Origin of the sequence: Catelliglobosispora koreensis DSM 44566, from assembly GCF_000379685.1 — a bacterium.
Taxonomy (GTDB): Bacteria; Actinomycetota; Actinomycetes; order Mycobacteriales; family Micromonosporaceae; genus Catelliglobosispora; species Catelliglobosispora koreensis.
Genome location: NZ_KB903286.1, coordinates 1 through 1,054 on the forward strand (window position 1 = coordinate 1; position 1,054 = coordinate 1,054).

1 protein-coding gene is annotated in these 1,054 nt (G+C 59.2%); it reads left to right on the forward strand.

The window, feature by feature from the left end; all coding sequences use genetic code 11:
• Positions 1-394: 394 nt before the first annotated feature.
• Positions 395-619 carry a hypothetical protein gene (locus A3E1_RS0127945; protein WP_020524100.1) on the forward strand — a complete coding sequence of 75 codons (225 nt, stop codon included), beginning with the start codon at positions 395-397 and terminating at the stop codon, positions 617-619.
• The last annotated feature ends 435 nt before the right edge of the window (positions 620-1,054 follow it).

Here is a 1,054-nt window from a genome sequence, read left to right on the forward strand (position 1 = left end):
GTATGCGAAAGCGCAAGCAAGTAACAGTTAGGCGCAATTGTTGTCTTGGAGGGAAAGCCCATGCCAGCCAAGATGAGGGCGCCCGCCGGGCGCTGGAACGCGGCATGAACATTTTGGCCGACACGGTGAAAGTCACCTTGGGCCGCTGCTGTCGCGTGCGAAAAGGGGAGATCCAGTGCTGGGAACGGGACCCGATCCACTCACAGGTGCCCCGGGACCTGCTCCGGTTGGCAATGAACTCAGCGGCCCGAGAGTCCGTTCGGATCACAGCGGGCGCTTGTGTCGGGATGTTGGCATAAAGGCGGAACAGACAGCGGCTGCGGGCACGGCCTAGGTTTGGCTGCAGGACAACAACAATGCGCTTTGGCCCATGACTCCATTTGCCCAGATGCCAATGGCAGCAAAGATCATAGCGCTGGATGACCTCCTTGATCCGTTATTCGCTGAATACGCTCATCCGCTGGGAGTAGTCGTCGCGTCGGCGAGCATGCCTGGCGGATCCATCGCGGACGAGACTGGGCAAACGTCGGCAGGATTCGGACTCCGCGGCGCCTTGCCCGGCTCCCGTATGCGCGAGTCGATCATCGTTCACCGGCGGCTTGTCGTGCCCAACAACTGAACCTGATGGTACAACTCTGTGCGGACGAACCAATGTGGTTAGATCGCGCGTTAGCCATGCTCGGCATTTCCGGCGGATTAGCAAGCCTCACAACGTTTGGAACTCACCAGCGAGCGCAGGGCAAGTCGGACTCGGGGGTGTATCTACAGTAGTCCGCTGACCCATTTGCGCGAGGGGGTCCTGAACCATCAGCTGTCTGGCGCGGCGACTGGGTCCTAGAGAATACTTGGGTACGAGCCATGTCTCCCGAAATTTTGATGTGATGTTGGTCAATGTAGGCACAGCGAGATCGGTTGCACACGTGTCTTTTTGGACACGTAACTTTCCCGTAGAACGTGGGTTCGTGGACGGTGTCCTGTTTGCTGACATCCGTGTCGCTGATCGGATCAGCGGTCGTGCCCGTGTGGGTCTGGTGATGGGCTTGGCTGGTCGGGC

Bases quoted from the DNA above. Each gene is read 5' to 3' on its own strand.
- A3E1_RS0127945 (WP_020524100.1), top strand. From the start codon at position 395: ATGGCAGCAAAGATCATAGCGCTGGATGACCTCCTTGATCCGTTATTC.